The organism is Pseudoalteromonas luteoviolacea NCIMB 1942 (genome assembly GCF_001625595.1).
Classification (GTDB): Bacteria; Pseudomonadota; Gammaproteobacteria; order Enterobacterales; family Alteromonadaceae; genus Pseudoalteromonas; species Pseudoalteromonas luteoviolacea_A.
This window is the reverse complement of sequence record NZ_AUXT01000223.1, coordinates 1-286: the sequence shown is the minus strand read 5'-3', so window position 1 is coordinate 286 and position 286 is coordinate 1. Positions and strand designations below refer to the sequence as shown.

1 protein-coding gene is annotated in these 286 nt (G+C 51.4%); it reads left to right on the top strand.

The window, feature by feature from the left end; all coding sequences use genetic code 11:
* A partial coding sequence (locus N482_RS25345; protein ID WP_196765378.1) for a hypothetical protein occupies positions 1–286 on the top strand: 286 nt, incomplete at both ends.

Here is a 286-nt window from a genome sequence, read left to right as displayed (position 1 = left end):
GATTACGGTGGACACCAAAGCACCAAGCGGTCACAGCGTATCGTTTGGCGACACCTTATACTCGAACACTGAAAAAGGCACGGCATCCTTTACCTTCAGCAGTGCGCAAGTGGGGGCAACCTATAGCTATACCATTTCGAGCAGTAACGGTGGCACCAATGTCACGGGTAATGGCACTGTGACGTCGGCAGGGCAGCAGCTTACCAATTTAGATCTCAGTGCCCTGAATGATGGCACCTTGACCCTGTCAGTGATTTTAACGGATAGCGCAGGTAATGCAGCAACT